A 16,903-nucleotide genomic window follows, 5' to 3' on the forward strand; every position below is an offset into this window, starting at 1 on the left:
TGCGGAAAGCGGTGGAGGGAGGACGGGGGAAAGAAGTCAGTCGATGGCCGGGCGTGCCAGGCCGGCGGCCGACAGCGCCGGGTTGCGCAGCCGGAAGTCCCGCACCGCGCCGCGCGGGCAGGGATGCGTCGGATTCTGGGAACGGCCCAGGTGATTGCGGGTACCGGCGCCGAGCAGCGGCGGCGAGGCCACCGTGGCGGGGGCGCGGCCGGCCTCCTGGCCGTCGGCGTACAGCACGTCGGCGCCGCCGCCGAGGGTGAGCGCGGCATGCGTCCACCGGCCGACGGTCAGCGGACCGCCGGCGTCGACGACGTCCTCGGTCTGCGTCCCCGCGATCTTCAGGGCGGCGCGGGCGCGTCCGGCGCCGGTGGTGGCGAGGAAGAGGCACGTGTCCTTGTCGGCGAGGAACGGGCTCTGCGGCAGCCGCACGGGGGACAGCGGGAAGGGGGCGAGCGCGGCGGCCGGAGCGGTGGCGACTCGGGGTTCCGTCGCCGCCCGCGCGCGGCGCTCGCGGGGCCCGCGGGGACCACGGCGGCGGCCGTGGCGGCGGAGGCGGCGGAGGCGGTCTGTCTGCGGGACGGTCGGGGGAAGTCGCTTCGTACGGGCAAGCTCCGTGCTCCCTTCGGACGTGCGGCAGTACTTCCGGTCACGCAACGGGGCGCGGCCGCTCGGGTGGTTCCGGAACGGGCTGGGGCATGACCGACCGGCGGCAGGGCTGCGGTGCCGCGGTCGATTGAATCGTTTTATATCGTCCGGCGGAGACGGTAGGTGCGGCTTCAGGGGGCGTCAAGACCTCTCACAGGATCGCCTGTCGCGGACTCCGCTTGCGGGAACGGCGAGTTGACGGACAGCGACCCGGTTGACGTGGGGCGCTGCCGCGCCGACCGCCCGAGCACGGGGCGCGTCGGCGGCCGACGGCACGGGCGTCGGCTCAGCGGCCCGGGAGGAATTGAAACGTTCAATACTTGCTGCCCGCCCCGAGCCCGGCGGGCCGGCGAACGCGCGGGCCAGCCCGGCGGCGCTCGACGCGCCGAACGGCCGGGTGGTGCTGATACTCGGTGAACGGAGGACCGGCAGGCCTGCGGCACACGCCGTGCGGCACAGTCCGGCGCTCGCGGCGCGCCGCGGCACACGGCGTCCGCCGCGCAGGCCGGGGCGACGCGTCGCCGGGCTGTGCCGCACGGGCGCGCGGGCGCCGGCGCTCCCCGGCTGCCGGCGCCGTCCTGAACCCGGCGACGGACCGGACGGCCAGGCAGGACACAGCCGCGGCACAGGGTGTGCGCGCTTTCCGGCCGTGTTCACCCGGATGATCCACCGCCCGTGTTCGCTCACGCCGCGCGGGTACCCGCCGTGTCGCTGTGCCCGAGTGCAGACCACTCCCCGCGCGCGGCACCGCCCCGTCGAAAGGTACGAAAGCAGTGAGCGAGAAGAAGAACCCGGTGACAGCCGCCGCCGAGAAGGTCGTCGAGAAGGTGCAGGAGGCCGTTTCGCCGGGCAACGAGATTCCCGGCGCCCCGAGCCCGCAGGCCCCGCCGGTCGATGAGCCGACGCGGGTGCGCGAGCCGCTGCCGCCCAAGCCCGACCAGCGCGGACCGGACACCTACAGCCCGACCGGGCACCCCACCGGCAGCCCGCAGGGCGACGTCGCCCAGCAGGGCGCGTACGCGACCACCGCCCAGGGCGCCCGTCTGTACGACACCGACCACTCGCTGAAGGCGGGGCCCCGTGGCCCGGTCCTGCTCCAGGACCATCACCTGCGCGAGAAGATCACCCATTTCGACCACGAACGCATCCCCGAGCGGGTGGTCCACGCCCGTGGGGCCGCCGCTCACGGCGTCTTCAAGTCCTACGGCACGGCGACGGGCGTCACCAAGGCCGCGTTCCTCGCCGACGGCGCCGAGACGCCGGTGTTCGTCCGGTTCTCCACCGTGCTGGGCTCCCGCGGCTCCGCCGACACCGTGCGCGACACGCGCGGTTTCGCCACGAAGTTCTACACCGGTGAGGGCGTCTTCGACCTGGTCGGCAACAACATCCCGGTGTTCTTCATCCAGGACGCGATCAAGTTCCCCGACGTGATCCACGCCGGCAAGCCGCATCCCGACCGTGAGATCCCGCAGGCGCAGAGCGCCCACGACACGTTCTGGGACTTCGTCACCCTCCACACCGAGGCGACCCACCACACGCTGTGGAACATGTCCGACCGCGGCATTCCGCGCTCGTTCCGGATGATGGAGGGGTTCGGCGTCCACACCTTCCGGCTGGTCAACGCCGAGGGCGCCACCACGCTGGTGAAGTTCCACTGGAAGCCGAAGCTGGGCGTGCACTCGCAGGTGTGGGAGGAGGCGCAGATCACCGCGGGCGTCGACCCCGACTTCCACCGCCGTGACCTCGCCGACGCGATCGAGGCCGGGGCGTTCCCCCAGTGGGAGCTCGGTGTGCAGACCTTCCCGGACACCGAGGACCAGATGTTCGAGGGCATCGACCTGCTGGACCCGACGAAGATCGTGCCCGAGGAACTGGCGCCGGTGCAGCCCGTCGGCCTGATGACGCTCGACAAGAACCCGTCGAACTTCTTCGCCGAGACGGAGCAGGTCGCCTTCCACGTCGGGCACCTGGTCCCGGGCATCGACGTGACCAACGACCCGCTGCTGCAGGGCCGCCTGTTCTCGTACCTCGACACGCAGATCACCCGGCTGGGCGGCCCCAACTTCGCCCAGCTGCCGATCAATCGCCCGCACGCGCCCGTCAACGACATGCTGCGGGACGGCATGCACCAGACCGCGGTGCACCGGGGCGTGGCGCCCTACCGGCCCAACTCCCTCGACGGCGGCTGCCCGTTCATGGCGGGCGCGGAAACCGGCGCGTACATCGAGGTGCCGGCCGAGGTGCCCGCCGCCCGCAAGGTGCGGGACGCGGCGGCGTCCTTCGACGACCACTTCAGCCAGCCCCGGCTGTTCTGGCTGAGCATGTCCCCCACCGAGCGCGAGCACATCGTCGCCGCCTACACCTTCGAACTGGGCAAGTGCTACGAGCAGTCGATCAAGGAGCGCGGGCTGCGGGTGCTCGCCAACATCGACCCCGGGCTGTGCGCCCAGGTCGCGGCCGGTCTGGGGCTCCCGGTGCCGGAGGCGACCGTCCCGCCGGCGGCCGTCGAGCCCAGTCCGGCGCTGTCCCAGCTCGGCGAGGAATGGCCGGTCGACGGCCGTGTCGTCGGCATCGTCACCGACGGCGCCGACGGCCTGGACCAGGTGCGCGAGGTACGCCGGGCGGTCCTCGACGCCGGAATGGTCCCGCTGGTGATCGCGCCGTCCGGCGGCACGCTGGGCGCCGGCGACGCGGTCACCGTGCAGCGCACCTTCGCCACCGCCCGGTCCACCGAGTTCGACGCGATCCTGCTGGCGGGGGCGCCCGCTCCGGCGGCCGACGCCTACGGGGCCCGTGAGGCGAAGGCCGACGACGCCGCCGCGCGGCTCACCGCCCTCGACCCCCGGGTGCTGCTGATGGTCACGGAGGCGTTCCGCCACGGCAAGGCGCTCGGCGCCTGGGGCAAGGGAACGGACGTCCTGCAGGCCGCCGGTCTGCCGGCGGGCGCGGCCGGCGTGGTCACCGGCGATGCCGCGGGTGCGGTCCTGGAGACCGTCACCGGCCTGCTGCGCGGGCACCGCGCCTGGGACCGTTTCGCCCCCGCCGTGTGAGGCGGTGTCTCCCGTGAGGGACACCGCGCGGGACAGCTGACCGCCGCCCCTTTCGGACACGCGCCGACGGCGTCGTCCGGAAGGGGTCCGCCGCTGTCCCTGCGCCCCTCTGTCCCTCTGTCCCTTCTGGTGAAACACTGATACATAGAACGTGCTTATGTATCTCTCCGACGGGAAGAGGGACTGATGGACATCGACGAGGCACGGACCAGGTTCGCGGACCTGCGCGGCAGGAGCTCCGCCGTCTCGCCGGACGAACTCGACGCGATCTGGGCCGCGTTGCCGGCCATCCGCGTCGAGGACATCCTCGGCGAGTGGCGGGGCGACGAGTTCGACACCGGCCATCCGCTCAACGGGCAACTGGAGAAGGCCGGTTGGTACGGCAAGACCTTCCTGGCCGCCGACGACGCCAAGCCGCTGATCATGCGCGGGAAGGACGGCCGGCTCTACTCCGACACCGAACTCGGCAAGGGCGAGGCCAGCCTGTGGATGGTCGAGTTCCGGGGCGAGTCGACGGCCACCATGGTGTACGACGGCCAGCCGGTCTTCGACCACTTCAAGGCCGTCGACGACCGCACCCTGATGGGGATCATGAACGGCAAGGGGTTCCACGAGGACGGCCCGTTCTTCTACTTCGTCCTCGAACGCGCGTGAGAGCCGCGGTGGTGGAGGCGGCGGGCGGCGCCTTCACCGTCCAGGACGTCGACATCGCCGGACCCACGGGCCGCGAGGTGCTGGTGGAGGTGCGGGCGTCGGGTCTGTGTCACACCGACCTGACCCTCGCCGCGCACCCCTCCGCACGGTTTCCCCCGCCGGTGGTCCTGGGGCACGAGATCGCCGGAGTCGTCGCCGCCCTCGGCCCGCTCGTCACCGAGTTCGCCGTCGGCGACCACGTCGTCGGCTGCCTCGTACAGTGGTGCGGCGCCTGCCCGGCGTGCCTGGACGGCCGGCCGTACCAGTGCGGCCGGCCCGGGTCCACGCTGCGCGACCCGCGGGACGATCCGCGGCTCAGCCGTTCCGGGCACCCCGTCGCCCAGGGCATGGGCCTGGGCGGCTTCGCCGCGCAGGCCCTCGTCCACGAGAACCAGCTGACTGCCGTCCCACGTGAGTTGCCGTTCGACACGGCCGCGCTGCTGGGCTGCGGGGTGCTGACCGGCGTGGGATCCGTCCTCAACGGCGCCCGCGTCGAGGCCGGGGAGAGCGTGGCCGTGATCGGCGCCGGGGGCGTGGGGCTGAACGTGATCAGCGGGGCAAGGCTCGCCGGGGCCGCCCGGATCGTGGCGGTCGACGTGCGGAAGGGCGGGCTGCGGCGGGCGCCGGCCTTCGGCGCCACGGACGTCGTCGACTCCTCAGCCGCCGACGCCGTCGCGGCCGTGCGCGAGCTGACCGGCGGCGGGGTGCGGCACGCCTTCGACGTGGTGGGCGTGGCCGAGACGGCGGAGCAGGCGCTCGGCATGACCGTCCTCGGGGGCTCCGTGCACCTGGTGGGCCTGGCGGCCGGCCCGGCGGAGCTGACGCTGTCCCTGCCCCGGCTGCTGCTGCAGCAGAAACGGATCCAGGGCCTGATCATGGGCTCGGGCAACCCGCGGCGGGACATCCCCCGCTACGCCGGTCTGGCTCTTCAGGGACGGCTGGACCTCGACAGCCTGGTCTCCCACCGCATCGGGCTCGACGAGATCGACGCCGGTTACGCCGCCCTGCGGGATCCGGAGACGGCACGCGTCGTCGTCACGTCCTTCTGAGGATCCCTGCCGCGGCGCCCGACGGCGTCCCCGGCTCGCACCGGCGAGGCGGGCCCCGGCGGATTCGCGGCAGCGACCTCGCCGGGGTCCGCTCGGACGGGCCGAGTCACCAGGCGGCCGCCTCGCGCGAGGCGAGGGGGTGGCCGGGCCGGTCGCGCACGTCCCGCATCAGGCCGGCGCACGGCGCACGGCCCCATCACCGGCCGGCCGAGCACGGGCCGCCGCCGGCGCTCGGCCTCCCGGCCGGCAAGGCGTCGCGGGCCGCCCGGCGCCGGCCTGGACGCGGCCGGCGTCACCACGCCGGCCGGGGCCCCCGGAGGCCGCGCCGTGGGCCGGGGCCGCGGGAGGAGTTCCGGGTGGAGCCGCGTGCGGACGTCCGATGGTGTCCGCCGGCCGCGCGGCGACCGCGGGCCGTTCCGGCAGGTCCTCGTCGAGGACTTCAACGGCGACGAGGTGCCGCCGGGTTGCTTCAGCGACCGGCGCGCCGTGTCCCCCGAGTGGACGCCGGGCAGCTCGCGGCCGGTGCGCGGGGTGTCGGGCGGGGCCGGCACGGTGAGCGCATGCGTCTTGACGAAGAGCGTCTCGGCGTGCCGAGAACGCTGTTCTGGGTCGCCGCCCTGCCAGGAGTGATGACCTTCGCCGTCCTGCTGTTCGCCGGACCCGTGATCGCCGCCGGGCTGGTGACGGTGACCGCGGCGGCCGCCTGGGGCCTGCACGCCTACGGCGGCGTCGGCATCGTCGTGACGGGCAGTCACCTCCGGGCGGGAGCCATGCGGTTCCCGCTCGCCTCCCTCGGCGCGGCGGAGATGCTGGACGAGGAGGAGGCGTTCCTCTGCCGCACCCGGCGGGCCGACGTGCGCGCGCTGATGCTGCTGCGCAGCTACGTCCCGACGGCGCTGCGCATCGAGATCGACGACCCGGACTGCCCCGCCCCCTACCTCTACCTCTCCACCCGCCGGCCGGCCACCCTGCGGGCGGTCCTGGCCTTCGCCCGCGCCTGACCGGAACATCGCGGTCGCCGCCGCCTCGGGCACCCGCCGCACCGGCGAGCCGTCGACGCGCGTCACATCAGGCGGCCCACCGGGTGACCGCCCGGATCGTCGGCGAGCACGATCGTGGCCCTGACCCGCTTGCCCACCGGCTCACGGCGGACCTCGAAGCTGCGGCACACCGCCATGACGATCTCCAGCCCGTGCTTTCCGATCCGGGCCGGGTCGGCGGCCTGGGGCACCGGAAGAGTCGGGTCGCCGTCCCACAGGCTGATCTCCACGGCTCCGTCGCCGACCGCCAGGTCGAGCAGGCACGGGCCGGGCGCGTACTTGTAGGCGTTGGTCACCAGCTCGCTGACCACCAGCTCCACCGTGCCCATGGCGCGGTCCGACACCGGGATCCCGTGCACGGACTGCAGCTCGGCCATGAAGCGCCGCGCGGCCCGGCGGGCCTCGGCGATCGGCTCTCCGGCGCCGAGGGCCACGGCCGCGGACACGGGACGGCTGGCCAGCGGCTGATCTTCACTTTCGTGCACCACTGGCCCACACCGCCACCCTCGTCCTGAGCAACACGGCTAACGGCACTCGGATACCCCCGAAACGCGGCCGTACGCAACCTCCGCACCGACCTCGTTGAGACGGGTCGGCCTCCGGCTCGTTCAAGAGGGGGGATCCGCGGCCACGTTCCGGAGGGGACCCGGGACCGCGTGGCGACAGCTTCGCCACATTCTCCTTCCCATCTGCACGATCGCCACGTCATCGGCGTCGCGGGTGTGGGCGGGAGGCGTCACCGGGGCGGCCGCGCGGGCACCGCCGGACCGCCAATGCCAACATCGGTACGACAGTTGGCTGAAAATCGACCTACCCGATAAGGTTTCAGCTCATGCGACGCGCATCAAGCCGATCTAAGTATGTCCGAAAGTGCCGACTGCCGACCGTTTGAGATCGACCGACGTCAACTCGGCGCAACTACCACATGGCACCGGGGTTGTGACTTTTTCTCGACGAAGTGTCGATCTCCGAACAATGAGACCCCTTCGCCGGGGCCGACCACCGGATGCGATGACTAGCATGAGCAGCGTGCTTGATCTGGAAGATGGTCATCCGTCCTCCGGCCTGTCGGCGATGTTTCAGTCGTCCACGTACTCCTGCTCTCACGGACCGAGGGACCGCGGAATGTCAGTGCCTGCTCGACCCCACCAGCGCCGATCTGCGCAGGGGCGTTCCATCCCGGCCACCTTCGCCGCGGCCCTGCTCGCGCCCGCCGCGGGCGCCGGAGCGGTGATCGCCGCCGCCCCCGAAAGCGCCCGCCCGTGGGTGATGGGCACGGCGGCCGTCGCCTGGTGCTGCATCGCCGGCATCGCCGCGACCAGCTCCGCCCTGCTGCGCCGCGCACGCCGCCAAGTGGCCACGCGGGGCAGTGAACTGGAGATGACCAAGAACAACTGGACCCAGCAGGCGGTGGAGACCGCCCAGCTGGTCAACGTCACGTTGCCGACCATCGCGCGGCAGCTCAAGAGCGGCGCGAGCGCCGACGAGGCGCTGGCCCGCGCGGCCACCCCGACCGACCCGTACCTGCGTCAGATCCTGCACGTCTTCGCCACCGAGATCGCCGAGGTGATCCGCCGGGCCGCCGAGGCGCACACGGAACTCGGCGTCATGCAGCGCGAGCTGTCCCAGGGCACCGCGGAACTCGAGCGCCTGACGAACGAGACGCTGCCCGCCGCGATCGCCCTGCTGCGGGACGGAAGCTCCGCCGACACCGTTCTGGCCAAGCTGGACTGGCCGCAGAACCCCCTGCTGCGCACCCCGGCCGAATCGTTCGTCAGGGAACTCGCCTACAGCGAGCGCCGGTCCGCGGCCGCGCAGGCCGCCTCCGCGAAGGCGCTCAGCCGGGTCCAGGCCAAGACCGTCAGCATGCTCGCCGACCTGCGCGACATGCAGGACCGGCACGGCGGAGAGGTCTTCGGTGACCTGCTGCGCCTGGATCACAGCACCTCCCAGCTGGGTCTGATGACCGACCGGCTGGCCCTGCTCATGGGAGGCCGGCCGAGCCGCGTGTGGAACAAGCCGATCGTCATGGAGAGCATCCTGCGCGGTGCCGTGGGCCGTATCGCCGCCTACCGGCGGGTGCGCCTGCACAACTCGAGCAAGGCCGCCATCGCGGGCTTCGCGGCCGAGGGCGTGATGCACCTGCTGGCCGAACTCATGGACAACGCCGCCAACTTCTCCCCGCCGATCGACGAGGTCCACGTGTACGTGGAGGAGCGCAGCGCCGGCATCGTCGTGACCATCGAGGACAGCGGTCTGAAGATGTCCGACGCCGCCATGCGCCGGGCGGAGGAGGCGGTCTCGGGCAATGTCACCGACCTCGCCTCGCTGCAGGGCACCCGGCTCGGTCTGGGCGTCGTGGGCCGTCTCGCCCTCAAGTACGGCATCAGCGTCAACTACCGGCCCTCATCGCGCGGCGGTACCGGCGTCGTCGTCCTCCTGCCGCCGGAGCTCGTGGCCCAGCAGCGTGACCAGGTCACCGCCGACCGTCGCCCGTCCGGCGCCGAGACCCCGGCCGCACCCGCGCCCACGTCCGCACCCACACCCGCACCCGCACCTCCGGAGCCGCTCCCGCCGCGGTCCCCGTCGGTGGCGCGGGCGGACGTGACGCCCCGCGCCGAGGCCCCCCGCAGGAGCACGTCGGCCACCCCGAACGGGCTGCCCGTGCGGGCCCCCGGCCACACCATGGCCGAAGCGGAGCGGGGCCGCCCGAAACCGAATCCGGAGCGGTCCGCGGGACAGCGCGACACGGGCCCGGCGCGCGACGCCGGAAGCCGGTTCGCCGCCTTCCACCGCGGCCGGCAGACCGGCGGCTCCCCCGCCGATCCCGGCGCCGGCACCGGAGACGAGACCGAGTCCGAGGACTAGGTTCGCGGCCTCCCGCACAGCTCAGGGCAGCACAGCCCACCCCACCCCTGCACCGATTCGCTGCACCTCGTTGGATTGGAGGAACGGGCCGGGTGACCCTCCGCCGGTCATGACCCGTCCCAGCCACCATGGAGACCACTGACAACAGCCTCACCTGGCTCTTGACGAACCTCTTGGAACGCACTCCGGGAACGCGTCATGCCCTCGTCCTGTCGCGGGACGGCCTGAAACTGTGCTGGACCGAGCACATGACCCTCGACCAGGCCGACCAGCTCGCGGCGATCTGCTCGGGCATCCAGGCGCTCGCGCAGGGCGCGTCCATCGAGTTCGGCGACGGGTCGGGCGGCGTCCGGCACTCCATGACCGAATTCCACGGGGGCCTGCTGTTCGTCGTGGGGGCGGGCCAGGGCGCGCACCTCGCGGTCGTCGCCGACGAGGACGCCGACCCGGGTGTCGTCGGGCACCAGATGACCGAGATGGTGGACCAGATCGGCGAGCATCTGCGGGCCGAACCCCGCACGCCCGTCAGCAGGGGTGCGACAGCGTGATCCACAAACCCGTGGACATCGGTGATCCCGACCGGCTCTACACGGTCACGGGCGGCCGCAGCGAGGCCGACGACTCGTTCGACCTGGTGACACTGATCGTCAGTGAGTGCGAGCCCGCGGCCGGCATGCAGTCGGAGCACGTCCGCATCCTCGAGCTGTGCAAGCATCCGACGGCGCTGGTCGAGGTCTCGGCCGAGCTGAAGCTGCCCATCACCGTGGTCAGGATCCTCCTCGGCGACCTCCATGCCATGGGCAAGGTGAGCGCCCGTCACCCCCGCGCGGCCCGGTCTGTCGCGAACCTCCCCGAAACCGCTCTGCTCCAGGAGGTGCTCCATGGGCTCCGCAACCTCTGAGTTGCCCTCCCAGCGCACACCGCTCGCCGATGGCGCCGAGACCGGCCTGAAGATCGTCGTCGTGGGCGGGTTCGGTGTCGGCAAGACCACCCTGGTCCGCTCGGTCAGCGAGATCCGGCCGCTGAACACCGAAGAGGTGATGACGCAGGCCGGGCAGGGCGTCGACGAGACGACCGGCGTGGAACGCAAGACCACGACCACCGTCGCGTTCGACTTCGGCCGCATCAGCCTCAACGACCGCATGGTGCTGTACCTGTTCGGCGCGCCGGGCCAGGAGCGCTTCTGGTTCCTGTGGGACCGGCTGTTCTCCGGCACGCTGGGCGCGGTAGTCCTGGTCGACACCCGCCGCATGGAGGACTCCTGGTACGCGATCGACCGGCTCGAACACCACAAGACGCCGTTCTTGGTGGCCGTCAACCGGTTCGATGACGACGACAACCGGTTCTCGCTCGAGGAGATCCGTCAGGCGCTCGCCCTGGGCGCACACGTGCCCATGATCGACTGCGATGCGCGGCTCAGGTCATCGGGCAAGGAGGTCCTCATCGCTCTCGTGGACCACCTCTACTCAATGGCCCTGTCCCAGGAGAGATCACAGTGAGCGACACCACCGGCTCCCCTTCCGCGAGCACACCGCCGCCCGGCTGCCCCGCGCACCCCGACGCCGTACAGCTGGGCGGCCTGGAGTACCAGCAGACGCCGTCGCAGCTGTACCGGACCATGCGCCGGGAGCACGGGGCGGTCGCGCCCGTGCTCCTCGACGGCGGCATACCGGCCTGGCTCGTCCTCGGATATCCCGAGGTCTGCTACGTGACCAGCCATGACGAGCTGTTCGCGCGGGACTCCCGGCGCTGGAACCAGTGGCCGAACATCCCGCCGGACTGGCCGCTGCTGCCGTTCGTCGGCTACCAGCCGTCCGTGCTGTTCACCGAGGGGCCCGAGCACCAGCGGCGGGCCGGCGTGATCACGCAGGCGCTGGAGGGCGTGGACCAGTTCGAGCTGGCCCGCGAGTGCGAGCTGATCGCCGAGCACCTGATCAGCTCGTTCTCCGGCAGCGGTCAGGCCGAGCTGATGAGCATGTACGCCCACGCCCTGCCGGCCCGTGCCGTGCTGTGGATGTGCGGCGTGTACGGCGACGCCGACGTCGACCAGCTCGTCGACGACCTGCGGATCTCGCTGGACGCCGGCGAGGGCGACGACCCGGTCGCCGCGTACATGCGGGTCGGAGAGCGCATCATGCGGCTGGTGAAGGAGAAGCGGGAGCGGCCCGGCCCCGACGTCACTTCCCGCATGCTGCAGCACCCGGCGGGTCTGGCCGACGAGGAGATCGTGCAGGACCTGATCTCCGTCATCGCCGCGGCCCAGCAGCCCACCGCGAACTGGATCTGCAACACCCTGCGTCTGCTGCTGACCGACGAGCGTTTCGCCGTCAACGTCTCGGGCGGTCGGGTCAGCGTGGGGGAAGCGCTCAACGAGGTGCTGTGGCTGGACACGCCGACGCAGAACTTCATCGGCCGCTGGGCGGTGCGCGACACCCAGCTCGGCGGGCGGCTCATCCGCGAGGGCGACTGCCTGGTCCTCGGTCTCGCCGCGGCCAACACCGACCCGCAGATCTGGCCCGACTCGCACGTCGGGGCGGAGAACTCCGCGCACCTGTCCTTCAGCAACGGCGAGCACCGCTGCCCGTATCCGGCCCCGCTGCTGGCGGACGTGATGGCGCGCACCGCGGTGGAGACGCTGCTGGAGCGGCTGCCCGACATCGTGCTGGGCGTCGAGACGTGGGAGCTGACCTGGCGTCCGTCGATCTGGATGCGCGGACTGACGTCGATGCCGGTGCGGTTCACCCCCTCCGTGCAGTGACCGCGTCCTCCGCGCGGCCGGACGGGGAAGCGGCGGAGCTCCCCGGGCGCGCGGAGGACGCGATCTGAAGCACGGCGGGCGGTCAGCCGGTGACGGGAGTGAAGCGCACCGGCAGCGCCTGCGGGCCGCGGGTGAACACGCCCTGCTCGACCGGGTCGAACCCGTCGGCGAGACGAATGTCGGGCATGGCGTCGAGCAGCTGGTTCAGGCCGACTTCCACCTCTGCCTTGGCGAGCAGGGCGCCGACGCAGAAGTGCCGGCCGAGCGCGAAGGCGAGGTGGTCGGCGGCGGCCGAGAACGCCGAGGTGGTGTTCAGGTCGTCGCGGAAGATGTCGAAGCGGTCGGGGTTGCGGTAGCGGCGCTCGTCCCGGTTGGCGGCTCCGATCAGGCAGGTCACCGTGGCGCCCTCGGGAATGGTGCCGCCGGTGACCTCGACGTCGGTGGCCGCCTGCCGCATGATCATGTGGACCGGAGGGGTGTAGCGCAGGGTCTCGGCGAAGGCGGCCGGGATCAGGCTCCGGTCCTGCTGGACGGCCGCCAACTGCTCGGGGTGCAGCAGCAGGTTGGCGAGGATGCCGGCGATCGCCTTGTCGGTGGTCTCGCCGCCGGCGGCGAGCAGCAGGCTGCAGAACGCCTTGATGTCCTCGTCGCTCATCCTCACGCCGTCGACCTCGGCGGCGCACAGCGTGGACAGCAGGTCGTCGCCCAGGTTGTCCCGGCGCTCGCGGATGATCGGCAGCATGTACTCGGCGAACTCCACGCGGGTGCGCTCGCCCGCGGCGGTCACCTCCGGGTCGCCGGAGAGGTTTCCGAGGAAGGCGATCACGGACGTGTACCAGCCGTGGAACCGGTCGTGGTCGGCCTTGTCCAGGCCCAGCATGTCCGCGATGACGTTGACCGGGAACCGGGTCGCGTAGTCGGTGACGATGTCGGCCGATCCCGTGTGCCGGAACGCGTCGACGAGTTCGCGCGAGTTGCGCTCGATCACCGGCATGAACTTCTCCTGCAGGTCGCTGCCGCGGAACGCGGGGGCGACGAGGGCACGCCGCACCGCGTGCTCACGGCCGCTGAGCTGCAGGATGGTCTTGCCGTGGACCGGTTCCACCTGCCAGTTGTAGTTGTCGGTCGTGAACTCCGACTTCTTGTCCTTGAAGACGCGCTCCACGTCCTCGTAGCGGGAGATGATGTAGCTCTGGGTGGCCTCGTGCCAGATCAGGGGCGCTTCCTCCCGCATCACCGCGTAGGCGGGGTAGGGATTCTCGGCGAACTCGGGCGAGAGAATGTCGGGAACCTGCTGCGCAGTGGACACGGAACTCCTCGAAGTAGGTGCATACGTTCGAGGACAGATTATTGATCTTTTGGTGGCTCAAACAGACCAGTCCTGGCCGAAGTTGCATGGCCGCTCGCCGCGCGGCGGGCGGCGCGGGCCACGGGCAGGTACCTGAGCCGCTCCGGCAGCAGCGGTACGAGGGTGCGCACGACGGCGCCGAAGCGGCGCAGCCCGCGTTCGTCCCGGGCGGTCCAGGACAGGCCGAGGTGGTCGCGGACGACGGGCGGGAGCAGGCCGGTGGTGACGAACACGTGCAGCCGTGCCAGCGACGGGCGCAGCAGCGGCCAGACCAGGCGCAGCGGCGCGCGGGCGCCGTCCGGGGGCGGGATGGGCCTGCGGGGGTCGAGGAGCTCCCGCGCGACGACCGTGTTCTCCAGTTCGTCGCGGACCATGGCGTCGAAATACGGCCAGTACGCTTCGGGGGTGGGCGGCATGTCGCGGCGGTGGATGCCGAGGATGTCGCCGAGTCGGAGCAGTTCGTCGTACAGGCGCCGCTCCTCCTGGTCGTCCAGCGGGCGGGAGAAGTACCGGGCCGCCCGCAGGAAGGCCGGGTAGGCGGTGGCGTGGACCCAGGCGTAGTAGGCGGGAGTCAGGGCGTGGTAGGCGCGGCCGTGGGTGTCGGTGCCGCTGATGCCCTTGTGCACCTGACGCAGCCTGCGGCCCTCCTCGACCGCCCGCTCGCCGCCGTAGACCCACAACTGGAGGGATTCCAGGGAGCGCTGGGCGCGGCCCCAGGGGTCGGTGCGGAAGACCGAGTGCTCGTCGACGCCGGCGCCGACGGCCGGGTGGGCGACCTGAAGGACGGTGGCGGCCGGGAGGGACAGCAGCAGCCGCACGTCGCCGGCGATGTCCCACAGGATGGAACCGGGGGCGAACGGGACGGGTTCGGACCTGGTGGTCATGTCACCACGCTCCCAGGGGCCGCCGGCGCGCGGCGGCTTCGGTGCCCGGCCGGTGGGTCGCCCAGTAGGCGATGGCCAGGGAGACGGTGATCCGCAGCGGGGGCGGCACCAGCGCCGTCACCGCCCGCACCAGGCGGGCGAAGCGCCGCAGGGCGCGTTCCTGCCGTGCGCTCCAGCGCAGCTGGAGACGGTCCCGCAGGTCGGGCGGCAGGGTGCCGACGGTGACCAGGAGCGCGAAGTGGGCGGCGGCGCGGGCGAACGGCCGCCAGAGCGGGCCGGGTATCCAGCTGAACGGCTTCGCGGGGTGCGAGAGTTCGTCGAGGACGTCCTGGACGGACCGGTTGTACTCCAGGCGCTCCGCGACCATGTCGTCGTAGTACTCGACGAACGACGGCCAGTCCGGCGGCAGGTGATGGTCCTTCAGGCCCCACACCCGCCCGACGTCGCGCATTCCGCGGTAGTAGGCCTCGAGTTCGTCGTCGGTCATGCCCTTGCCGAACAGGCGCTGCGCGTCGACCGGGCCCTTGACGAGCGTCGCGTGCACCCAGTGGTAGGCCTCGGGGTTGAGGGCGTGGTAGCGGCGGCCCGCCTGATCGGTGCCCTTCATCGGCGCGTGCACCTGGATCAGCCGGCGGGCCTCGGCCGTGGCGGCTTCCTGGCCGCCGTAGACGACCGTGGTGAGCGACAGCAGGGTGCGGATCAGGCGCGGCCAGGGCTCGGCGCGGAAGTTGCTGTGGTCCGCGACTCCCGCGCCGACCACGGGGTGCGAGACCTGCAACAGGAGCAGTTGCGGGGCCATCAGGGTCGCGCGGATGTCGCCGAAGCGGCGCCAGACCACGTCGCCGCGGCGCGGCGCCCGGATCTGCGAGGAAGCCTCGACTTCCGTGCGCCTGGGGCCGGTTGACACTTCGGATGTGTGCGGCAGAGCGGTCATGTCGCCTCCGTTTCTCCGTCGTGTCCGGAGTATTGACGTGGCCTGTGAAACAAGTCAATAGTTTTTGTATCTTCGACTCTCTCGGCGATCCGCTCCGCACGCCGTCCGCACGTCACCGCGCACGCCACCCCGCGCGTCACTCCGCACTTCACGCCATCGGACTACCCGAAACGGGAAGGACACACCATGAGCGACATATCGTCAGATACATCACGTAACACCCAGGGTGAGGGCCGTACCCGCTGGAAGCGCAGCGCCGTCATGTTCATCCCGTGCACCCTGGCGGTGGGCGCGCTGGGCATAGCCCTCGCGCAGGGGGCGCTGGCCGCGTCCTTCGCCGTCTCGGGAACGGCATTCAAGGTCGCCGCCTCGGAGGTCACCGCGGAGGGGGTGTCGTCCTTCCCCTCCTCCATCGGCGACTCGGCCGACGACGCCAAGCCGGTCCTGCTGGCCGCGGTGAAGAACGGCACGGTCTCCGACGTGTGCGTCTCCCTGGAGCAGAAGCTGCCCGTCATCGGGAAGATCTCCATGCTGGTGCACTCGGGTGCGGACAAGCCGCTGGCGGGCACCGACCTGGTGGTGAACGCGGACGCGCTCACCGGCGGCGGAGGGAGGGTCACCGGCGTCGAGGCCGGCCGGGACGCCTCCACCCTCACCGGGGCACCCGGCGTGACCGGGCCGAAGGGCGTCTTCGGCGTCCAGGCGAGCACGGCCGTCGCCCACGACGTCAAGAGCACCGCCTACTCCGCCAACGGCGGCACCCTGACGCTGGAAAAGCTCCAGATCGAGTTCAGCCGCACCGGCAAGCAGTGCTTCTGACGGCGAGGACGGACTCAGGCCATGTTCACCTTCGTTCTCGGCTTCCTGTCGGAGCTCGCCCGTGAGACCGGCGACTGGCTCGACCGGCTGCTGCCCGCGCCGCGGCTGCGGCGCGCATTCCGCGGATGGCGCAGGAGGCGGCCGTTCTGGGCCGCGATGTGGGTCGTCGCGGGCGGTGTGGAGATGGTCGCCATACCGCTCGCCCCGCTGCCGCTGATGATCAAAGTGGGTGTGGGCGCCATGTCGGCCGTCGGCATCAGCGTCGTCCTGGTCGCGGGCGGGGTGTTCTTCCTGTTCAAGCCCGACCAGCGGATGTTCGTCTCGGTCGTCACCGCGGTCGCGTCGCTGACGTCGATGGCGACCACGAACCTGGGCGGTTTCGGCATCGGCATGATGGCGGGCCTGATCGGCTCCTCCATGGCGTTCGGCTGGATGCCGGGACCCGCGCCGGCGGAGCCGGACGTCCCCGAATCCGGCAAGGAGGAAGCCGGGCACGCCGGGCACGCCGGGCACGGCAGGGACGCCCAGCCGGCCGCGGCGGCCGGGGCGGCGCGGGTGGCGCGCGCGGCGGCCGGGACGGCCGGGAGGGAGGGCGACCTCCCAAAAGCCGGTGAGGACCGTGCCCGCTCCGGCAGGCGGCACGGCCGGGCGCGGGGCGCGGTCCTCTTCGCCGTGAGCACGGTGCTCGCGGCGGCCGCGCTGCCGGCCGCCGCGGGCCCCGGGGGGGGGGGCCCAAGGGGGGGGACCCCCCCCCCGTACCCCGCGAAAAACCACCCACAAGAAGGGAACCAAGAGAAGAAACCCCAACCCACCAA

16 protein-coding genes are annotated in these 16,903 nt (G+C 72.0%); 11 read left to right on the forward strand and 5 right to left on the reverse strand.

Annotated elements, in window-relative coordinates; translation table 11 throughout:
• Nucleotides 1-36: 36 nt before the first annotated feature.
• Nucleotides 37-429, reverse strand: coding sequence for a LamG-like jellyroll fold domain-containing protein (locus ACZ5GT_RS19820; protein ID WP_469025686.1), 393 nt, complete (start codon nucleotides 427-429; stop codon nucleotides 37-39).
• 989 nt (nucleotides 430-1,418) lie between these two features.
• On the opposite strand from ACZ5GT_RS19820, the gene ACZ5GT_RS19825 reads away from it, so the two are divergent.
• The 4 genes from ACZ5GT_RS19825 to ACZ5GT_RS19840 all read left to right on the forward strand — a co-directional run bounded on the left by ACZ5GT_RS19825 (nucleotide 1,419) and on the right by ACZ5GT_RS19840 (nucleotide 6,438).
• Nucleotides 1,419-3,695 (forward strand): catalase, encoded by a 2,277-nt coding sequence (locus ACZ5GT_RS19825; protein WP_469025689.1) that lies wholly within the window; start codon nucleotides 1,419-1,421, stop codon nucleotides 3,693-3,695.
• Nucleotides 3,696-3,881: 186 nt separating this feature from the next.
• A complete protein-coding gene (locus tag ACZ5GT_RS19830; protein ID WP_469025692.1) occupies nucleotides 3,882-4,349 on the forward strand; it encodes a DUF4334 domain-containing protein in 468 nt (155 codons plus the stop codon).
• The gene (locus ACZ5GT_RS19835) at nucleotides 4,346-5,437 is read left to right on the forward strand and encodes a zinc-binding dehydrogenase (RefSeq protein WP_469025697.1); all 1,092 of its coding nucleotides are present in this window, start codon (nucleotides 4,346-4,348) and stop codon (nucleotides 5,435-5,437) included. The genes ACZ5GT_RS19830 and ACZ5GT_RS19835 overlap by 4 nt, the downstream gene beginning before the upstream one ends.
• 560 nt (nucleotides 5,438-5,997) lie before the next feature.
• Nucleotides 5,998-6,438 carry a DUF3093 domain-containing protein gene (locus ACZ5GT_RS19840; RefSeq protein ID WP_469025701.1) on the forward strand — a complete coding sequence of 147 codons (441 nt, stop codon included), beginning with the start codon at nucleotides 5,998-6,000 and terminating at the stop codon, nucleotides 6,436-6,438.
• A gap of 62 nt (nucleotides 6,439-6,500) precedes the next feature.
• On the opposite strand, the gene ACZ5GT_RS19845 is transcribed toward ACZ5GT_RS19840, so the two are convergent.
• On the reverse strand, nucleotides 6,501-6,962 hold the full coding sequence (locus ACZ5GT_RS19845; RefSeq protein ID WP_469025781.1) for an ATP-binding protein: 462 nt from the start codon (nucleotides 6,960-6,962) through the stop codon (nucleotides 6,501-6,503).
• Between the two features lie 640 nt (nucleotides 6,963-7,602).
• Here ACZ5GT_RS19845 and ACZ5GT_RS19850 point away from each other — a divergent pair.
• The 5 genes from ACZ5GT_RS19850 to ACZ5GT_RS19870 all read left to right on the forward strand — a co-directional run bounded on the left by ACZ5GT_RS19850 (nucleotide 7,603) and on the right by ACZ5GT_RS19870 (nucleotide 12,103).
• A complete protein-coding gene (locus ACZ5GT_RS19850) occupies nucleotides 7,603-9,345 on the forward strand; it encodes a sensor histidine kinase (protein WP_469025706.1) in 1,743 nt (580 codons plus the stop codon).
• A gap of 128 nt (nucleotides 9,346-9,473) precedes the next feature.
• On the forward strand, nucleotides 9,474-9,893 hold the full coding sequence (locus tag ACZ5GT_RS19855) for a roadblock/LC7 domain-containing protein (RefSeq protein ID WP_469025710.1): 420 nt from the start codon (nucleotides 9,474-9,476) through the stop codon (nucleotides 9,891-9,893).
• A complete protein-coding gene (locus ACZ5GT_RS19860) occupies nucleotides 9,890-10,246 on the forward strand; it encodes a DUF742 domain-containing protein (RefSeq protein WP_469025713.1) in 357 nt (118 codons plus the stop codon). Before ACZ5GT_RS19855 ends, ACZ5GT_RS19860 begins: the two co-directional genes overlap by 4 nt.
• Entirely contained in the window at nucleotides 10,227-10,844 is a 618-nt protein-coding gene (locus tag ACZ5GT_RS19865; RefSeq protein ID WP_469025716.1) for a GTP-binding protein, read from the forward strand. Before ACZ5GT_RS19860 ends, ACZ5GT_RS19865 begins: the two co-directional genes overlap by 20 nt.
• On the forward strand, nucleotides 10,841-12,103 hold the full coding sequence (locus tag ACZ5GT_RS19870; protein WP_469025719.1) for a cytochrome P450: 1,263 nt from the start codon (nucleotides 10,841-10,843) through the stop codon (nucleotides 12,101-12,103). The genes ACZ5GT_RS19865 and ACZ5GT_RS19870 overlap by 4 nt, the downstream gene beginning before the upstream one ends.
• 82 nt (nucleotides 12,104-12,185) lie before the next feature.
• Here the strand turns inward: ACZ5GT_RS19870 and ACZ5GT_RS19875 are convergent, their stop codons facing one another.
• The 3 genes from ACZ5GT_RS19875 to ACZ5GT_RS19885 are packed head-to-tail and all read right to left on the reverse strand — an operon-like array spanning nucleotide 12,186 to nucleotide 15,242.
• On the reverse strand, nucleotides 12,186-13,412 hold the full coding sequence (locus ACZ5GT_RS19875) for a cytochrome P450 (RefSeq protein WP_469025722.1): 1,227 nt from the start codon (nucleotides 13,410-13,412) through the stop codon (nucleotides 12,186-12,188).
• A gap of 38 nt (nucleotides 13,413-13,450) precedes the next feature.
• Nucleotides 13,451-14,335: an oxygenase MpaB family protein gene (locus ACZ5GT_RS19880; protein ID WP_469025725.1), complete on the reverse strand. Its 885-nt coding sequence runs from the start codon at nucleotides 14,333-14,335 to the stop codon at nucleotides 13,451-13,453.
• 1 nt (nucleotide 14,336) lies between these two features.
• On the reverse strand, nucleotides 14,337-15,242 hold the full coding sequence (locus tag ACZ5GT_RS19885; RefSeq protein WP_469025732.1) for an oxygenase MpaB family protein: 906 nt from the start codon (nucleotides 15,240-15,242) through the stop codon (nucleotides 14,337-14,339).
• A gap of 288 nt (nucleotides 15,243-15,530) precedes the next feature.
• Between ACZ5GT_RS19885 and ACZ5GT_RS19890 the strand changes: the two genes are divergently transcribed.
• On the forward strand, nucleotides 15,531-16,088 hold the full coding sequence (locus ACZ5GT_RS19890) for a DUF6230 family protein (RefSeq protein WP_469025737.1): 558 nt from the start codon (nucleotides 15,531-15,533) through the stop codon (nucleotides 16,086-16,088).
• 21 nt (nucleotides 16,089-16,109) lie between these two features.
• A partial coding sequence (locus ACZ5GT_RS19895) for a DUF6114 domain-containing protein (protein WP_469025743.1) occupies nucleotides 16,110-16,903 on the forward strand: 794 nt, incomplete at its 3' end.

This window comes from Streptomyces sp. NPDC031340 (assembly GCF_055569945.1).